Raw genomic sequence first — 6,195 nt, 5'->3', positions numbered from 1 at the left:
GTACTAACCGATCGCCAAGGCCACGGCAGTCGGGCTTGCCAAGCCGTGAAGCACACGGCGAGCCCCATTGCAGCGTTATGCTCTCGCCGGTATAGCGCCACCTCGGAGAAGATAAGCTCGCCGCACCGTGCGCGGGCGGCGCCAATGGAGGAGACCCTATGCACTCATACCCGATGCTGATCGATGGCCGTCTCGTCAACACGGCCGAGCAGGACAACGTGATCAACCCAGCCCTCGGCGCACCATTCGCCACGTGTGCGCGCGCCACCACGACGCAAGTCGACGCGGCGGTTGAAGCCGCTGCCCGCGCCTTCCGCAGCTGGCGCAAGGATCAAGCCTTCCGCCGCGCCAAACTGAAAGAGTGCGCCGCCGCGATTCAGAAGCGGGCACAGGATATCGGAATGCTGCTGTCGCAGGAGCAAGGCAAGCCGGTCGCAGCCGCCGCCGGTGAGGTCTACGGCGCGGCCTTCTGGTTCAGTTACTTTGCGGACCTCGCGATTGAGCCGGAGATCCTCAAGGACGACCACGAGAAGCGGGTACAGATCGTCCGCAAGCCGCTCGGTGTGGTGGCCGCGATCACGCCGTGGAACTTCCCCGTCATCTTGCTGTCATGGAAGCTGGCGCCGGCGTTGCTGGCCGGCAACACCGTCGTGGCCAAGCCGTCACCGTTCACGCCACTGACCTCCCTCATGGTGGGTGACATCCTGAAGGACATTTTGCCGGCCGGTGTGCTGAACATCATCTCCGGCAGCGGTGAGCTCGGGGCGCAGCTGGCCTCGCATCCGCAGGTGCGCAAGATCTCGTTCACCGGCAGCGTCGCCACCGGGAAGAAGATCATGGCCTACGCCGCCGAGGACCTGAAGCGTGTGACGCTGGAGCTTGGTGGCAACGATCCCGCCATTGTGCTCGACGACGTCGACCCGAACGCCGTCGTCGATGGGCTCTTCTGGGGCGCCTTTCAGAACTCGGGCCAGGTCTGCACGGCAATCAAGCGCCTCTACGTGCACGAGAAGGTGTACGAGCCGATCGTGAAGGGCCTGATCGAGCGCGCCAAAAGCGTGAAGATGGGTAACGGCCTGGAGCCGGACACGCAGCTCGGACCGATCAACAATCAGATGCAGCTCACCAAGGTGATGGAGTTGGTCGAAGACGCGCGCCAGAACGGCGCCAAGATCGAAGTCGGCGGCAGCCGCCTCGACAGCCCGGGCTACTTCTATCCGCCCACCATTGTCACCAACGTGCACTCCGGGATGCGGCTGGTCGACGAAGAGCAGTTCGGCACGGCGCTGCCCGTGCTCAAATACAAACACCTGGAGGACGCGTTGGAACAGGCCAGCCGGACACACTACGGCCTGGGCGCATCGGTGTGGACCTCCGACGTGAAGCGTGGCGAAGCTCTCGTACAGGAAATCGAGTCGGGTACCGGCTGGGTCAACCAGCACATGGACCTCACGCCGTATGCGCCGTTCGGCGGATGTAAATGGAGCGGCATCGGCTACGAGAACGGCATCTGGGGCTACCACGAATTCACCGAGATGCAGGTGGTGAACGCCAAGAAATAGGCCGGGGAAACCGGCTGGTTCAGAGTCAAGTCAACTAGCTGCGGAGGAAGCGTATGCAAGTCCATGAGCGCCTGTTCATCGGAGGCGACTGGGTCCAACCGGCCACGCCCGCAACACTCGACGTGATCTCTCCGCATACCGAGGAGGTCATCGCGCGCGTGCCCGAAGGCCGTGAGGCGGATATCGACCGGGCGGTGGCGGCGGCACGCGAGGCGTTCGATCATGGCCCGTGGCCGCGCATGACCGCAGCAGCCCGCGCCGACGTCATGGCGCGGTTGTTGGGGCTGCTGCAGGAGCGCGCAGCCGAGCTTGCCATCACCATCACCAATGAAATGGGCTGCCCGATCTCGTTCTCTAACATGGGGCAGGTCTTCGCAGCGAACATGGTGCTCGACTATTTCGTCCGACTCGCCCGCGAGTATCCGTTCGAGGAAGTGCGGCCGGGGATGGCGGGGCCCACGCTGGTGCGCCGGGAACCGGTCGGGGTGGCGGGCTGCATCGTCCCGTGGAACGTCCCGCTCTTCGCCACCATGCTGAAGCTCGGCCCCGCGCTCGCGGCGGGGGCCACCGTCGTCCTCAAACCGTCTCCGGAAACGCCGCTCGACGCCATCATTCTTGCCGACGCGATCCGTGAGGCAGGGGTGCCAAAGGGCGTCGTGAACATCGTTCCTGCGGGTCGTGAAGTGGGGGGACACTTGGTTCGGCACCGCGACGTGGACAAGATCTCGTTCACCGGCAGCACGGCGGCCGGGCGGCGCATCGCCGCCATCTGTGGCGAGCAGCTGAAGCGGGTCACCCTGGAACTGGGGGGGAAATCCGCCGCCATCATTCTCGACGATGCCGATCTTTCAAACACCATCGGCGGCTTGCTGCCGGCGGGCATCATGAACAACGGGCAAGCGTGCGTCGCACAGACGCGCATCCTCGCATCGCGCACACGCTACCGTGAAGTGGTCGAGGCCTTGGTCGAGGCCATGCGGGGCGTTACGGTTGGTGATCCGCTGGACATGGCCACCATGTGCGGTCCACTGGTGGCGGCGCGCCAGCGCGAGCGCGTCGAAGGGTACATTCGCATCGGACGCGACGAAGGCGCACGGATCGCGTGTGGGGGTGGCCGGCCCGCGGGTCTGACGAAGGGTTGGTACGTGGAGCCCACCGTGTTTGCCGACGTGGACAACCGGATGCGCATTGCACGCGAAGAGATCTTCGGGCCCGTGCTCGCGGTCATCCCTTACGATGACGTCGACGATGCCGTGCGCCTTGCCAACGATTCGGACTACGGGCTGTCGGGTTCGGTGTGGTCGAGTGATGTCGGCAGAGGGCTCGACATCGCACGCCGCGTCCGCACCGGCACGTATACCGTCAACGGCTTTTCCATGGAATTCAGCGCGCCCTTCGGCGGCTTCAAGGCATCCGGACTCGGCCGGGAGCTGGGGCCGGAAGGGTTGGCGGCGTACCTGGAGCCGAAACAGATCAATCTGCCGATGGGCTACGACGTGCGGCCGCAACAGTAGGGCAGTGGTTTCGGTACGGGCGCGTCGAAGTCCTTCGCGATCACGATCCTGCCGCGCGATCAGCGGCTGCGGCCGGATCTGCTGGAGGAACGCCGACTACGACTCAGCCAACGTGGCGATCACCGGCCCGTGGTCGCTGGTGCCGAACTCGCGCAGGGCGGGACAGGATGTGGCGCGGCGGGCGACCGCCTCGCTGGCCAGCACGTAATCGAGTCGCCAGCCGATGTTGCGCTGGCGCAGGTTGCGCCACGGTGCCCACCAAGTGAACAGGTTGTCATTGTCAGGGTCCAACGCCCGGCCGACGTCGACGAGTCCGCAGCCGATGACGCGTTCGAGCAGGGCACGCTCGTCCGGACGCTGTCCGATGACGTTGGGTTTGCGCTCCTTGGGATGCACGTCGCGGTCCGTCCGCGTGACGTTGAGGTCGCCGCACAGGATCAGCGTGCGCCCGGCAGCGTGCACCCCTGCCACGTACCCCTCCATCGCGCCGAGAAACGCCAGCTTGGCCGCGTAGTCTTTGCCGCCGTTGGGCACGTACACGGAGGCCACCACCAGGTCGCCCAGGCGTGCCTGAACCATCCGGGTCTCATGGTCAAAGGGCGGGTGCGTGAACTCCGGCGCTGCGGGAAAGCGCTGCTTACTGAGGCGCAGCCCGACGCCGGAGTATGCCGCCGCCCCGTGCCAGTACCACCAGGAGTCGTCAAGGCGGCACAGCGCCTCCGGTACCTGCTCGGGTTTCGCCTTGAGTTCCTGCAAACACAGAATATCCGGCTGCTCCCGCTCGATCAGTTCGAGCACCTGCGTCTGCCGGGCACGGATGCCGTTCACGTTCCAGGTCGCGATTTTCATCACCGCAGATGATAGCGGAGAGGCTCTCGTCGTGCTCGGTCAAGGCCCCGCCCGACTGTCAATCGGCGGCCGAGGGCGATTTGAACACGGCTCGATTCACGCGGGAAGCGGCCGTAGCGCCGCTCGCACTCATCGCGAGCGGCGCGCGCCGCGGGCGCCCGGGCATGCGCCGCTCGGCGCCATCCGTCGTAAGGTGGCGGTCGCCATCGAGGTGAGGAACCGACGCACCTCGCGCGCCGGGCGCCCAGTGAACTTCATCTGCGCCGCCATCTGGGCCGAGCCATAGAGCATGCGCGCTTCGTCCTCGGGGAACATATCGCGGTCGAAGGTGCCTTGGCGCTGTCCGCGGCGGATCATCTTCGCCACTTCTGCGATAATGCGTTCTTGGAAGTCGAGGTAGAGCGGCCAGACGTCATCACGGATCGCCGTGCTCCAATCGAGCCAGACGCGCGCATGGTCGGGGTGCGTATCGACCACCTCCGCGAAAGCCCGGGCCAGCTCGACAACCAACTCGGGCGCCGGGCGCTCGATCCGGTGCAGCACGCGCTCGTTGACTCCGGAGCAGAAGCGATCGACCTCCCCGAGAACGGCGCTCATGAGTGCCTCCCGGCTGGGAAAGTACGCAAAGACCGTCGACTCGGCGACGCCCGCCGCCGCGGCCACATCGACGGGGCGGGCTGCACCGAGACCGCGTTGCGCGAACACGCGCACTGCGACCTGCACCAGATGCGCTTGCCGCGCCGCCGGCTGCAGGCGCGCCGCCCTCCTGCGCTTGCTTGGCGCGCGCTTCACCGTGCGAACCTTAGCCATGAGTCGCCTGGCAGCATAGCGAAAAACGCGTTATTGACCAAATCTTGATTATGTGGTGTAGGGCTACTGAGTAGTTCTTCATTACTGCCGACGGGCAGCCGGCGGTGTACTATCCCGGCACGCCGCGACCTAGAAAGCGGGGCAATGACAAGGAGGGGCAGACGAATGTGTTCGCGACGCTCGATCGAGGCGAGGCGCCCGACGCCAAGCTCTATGCCGATGCAGGCGACAGACCGATTTCGCGACCCAGCGCACGCGGCGTTGCTCTCCCGACCCGTGTCCGCGGTGCGGCGCGCGGCATGCGCGGCTGCTACCCTGTGGCTCGGGGGATGTGTCGCGCTCGTGCCCACGACCGCGTGGGCCTCCGCCTTGCTCGCTCCCGCCGTTGGAGCAGCGGACGTCGCGACGATGGGCACGCGCGTCGCGGATCCGCACACGCCGTCGGCGGCCTTGTTCGAGAACCCGGCTGGTTTGACCCGATTCGATACGACCACGATCAGCTCGTCCCTGGGGATCGGTTACGGCTGGGCGCGCGTGGAGGCGTCGGAGCCGGCGGGTTACAAAGGGACCAACACTGCCGTGATGGCGATTCCGGACGCAGGGCTCTCGATCCCGTATCAGGACCGCTGGCGGTTTGCCCTCGGCGCCTACGGTTCGACCGGTTCCAAGTTCGACTTCGACGCCGATCCCGCCCGCGGCGTCGGGCACTTCTTCAGTGAGACGATCGTCGCGACGTTCCCGCTCGGCGTGGCCTACCGGATCGACGATCACGTCTCGATCGGCGCGGCGGTCGAGCCGCTGTTCGGGCAACTCCGCACGCGCTTCACGCTTAGCGATCTCGACTTCCACTACAAGATCAACGGTCCCGGGGTGCAGGGGATGATGGGAGTCACGGTCCGCCCGACCGAGCAGTGGGCGCTCGGCCTGTCAGTGCGCACGCCGGGAATGATCTGGATGCGAGGCAGCATGCCGGTGCGAGGCGTCGGCCGGCAGGACGTCGACCTCAACCTGGAGATGCCCACGCAGGTCTTCTTGGGAGCGACCTGGCACTGCGCGCAGCAGCTCACGCTGTCGGGCTCGGTGCGATTCACCAACTCCAGCACGCTGGGAAGCTCGATGGTGGAGTACGAGCTCACGCCGCAGGCGAACAATGGCTTCCTTCCGCACGCGCAGAACGAATGGAAGTTCGCGCTCGCGGCCGAGTACGCGTTACCAGAGCAGCTGCTGCTTCGTTTCGCCGTTGCCCAAGCGTCGCGGATCGTCGGCTCGCGCGGCGTCAGCCCGCTCGTCTTCGACGGTGAAGACACGAAGATCGCCGTTGGCTTGGGGCGGGACTTCGGTCGTTGGGGGCTCGATGCGACGGCGGGCTACAGCCTCCCTGCGGAACGCAACATTGCGCGAGAGACGGCGCTCGTGCTTCCGGGCACGTATCGGATGGAGGGCGTGATCTTCATGCTCGG

Annotated in this window: 5 protein-coding genes; 3 read left to right on the top strand and 2 right to left on the bottom strand. The window is 66.0% G+C overall.

Annotated features, from left to right (window positions below):
* Window positions 1–158: 158 nt before the first annotated feature.
* Both VF515_09205 and VF515_09200 read left to right on the top strand, forming a co-directional pair.
* Window positions 159–1,562, top strand: a complete 1,404-nt coding sequence (locus VF515_09205; GenBank protein ID HEX7407811.1) for an aldehyde dehydrogenase family protein — start codon at window positions 159–161, stop codon at window positions 1,560–1,562.
* Between the two features lie 53 nt (window positions 1,563–1,615).
* Entirely contained in the window at window positions 1,616–3,076 is a 1,461-nt protein-coding gene (locus tag VF515_09200) for an aldehyde dehydrogenase (protein HEX7407810.1), read from the top strand.
* 96 nt (window positions 3,077–3,172) lie between these two features.
* On the opposite strand, the gene VF515_09195 is transcribed toward VF515_09200, so the two are convergent.
* Together VF515_09195 and VF515_09190 are read right to left on the bottom strand one after the other, a co-directional pair.
* The gene (locus tag VF515_09195) at window positions 3,173–3,925 is read right to left on the bottom strand and encodes an exodeoxyribonuclease III (GenBank protein HEX7407809.1); all 753 of its coding nucleotides are present in this window, start codon (window positions 3,923–3,925) and stop codon (window positions 3,173–3,175) included.
* 129 nt (window positions 3,926–4,054) lie between these two features.
* Window positions 4,055–4,717 (bottom strand): TetR/AcrR family transcriptional regulator, encoded by a 663-nt coding sequence (locus VF515_09190; protein ID HEX7407808.1) that lies wholly within the window; start codon window positions 4,715–4,717, stop codon window positions 4,055–4,057.
* Window positions 4,718–4,954: 237 nt separating this feature from the next.
* Between VF515_09190 and VF515_09185 the strand changes: the two genes are divergently transcribed.
* Window positions 4,955–6,195 (top strand): outer membrane protein transport protein (locus tag VF515_09185; GenBank protein HEX7407807.1); only part of this gene is annotated, 1,241 nt, incomplete at its 3' end.

The organism is Candidatus Binatia bacterium, assembly GCA_036382395.1.
GTDB lineage: Bacteria > Desulfobacterota > Binatia > HRBIN30 > HRBIN30 > JAGDMS01.
This window is presented reverse-complemented; position numbering and strand designations above follow the sequence as displayed.

Bases quoted from the DNA above. Each gene is read 5' to 3' on its own strand.
- VF515_09205 (HEX7407811.1), top strand. From the start codon at position 159: ATGCACTCATACCCGATGCTGATCGATGGCCGTCTCGTCAACACGGCC.
- VF515_09195 (HEX7407809.1), bottom strand. From the start codon at position 3,925: ATGAAAATCGCGACCTGGAACGTGAACGGCATCCGTGCCCGGCAGACG.
- VF515_09200 (HEX7407810.1), top strand. From the start codon at position 1,616: ATGCAAGTCCATGAGCGCCTGTTCATCGGAGGCGACTGGGTCCAACCG.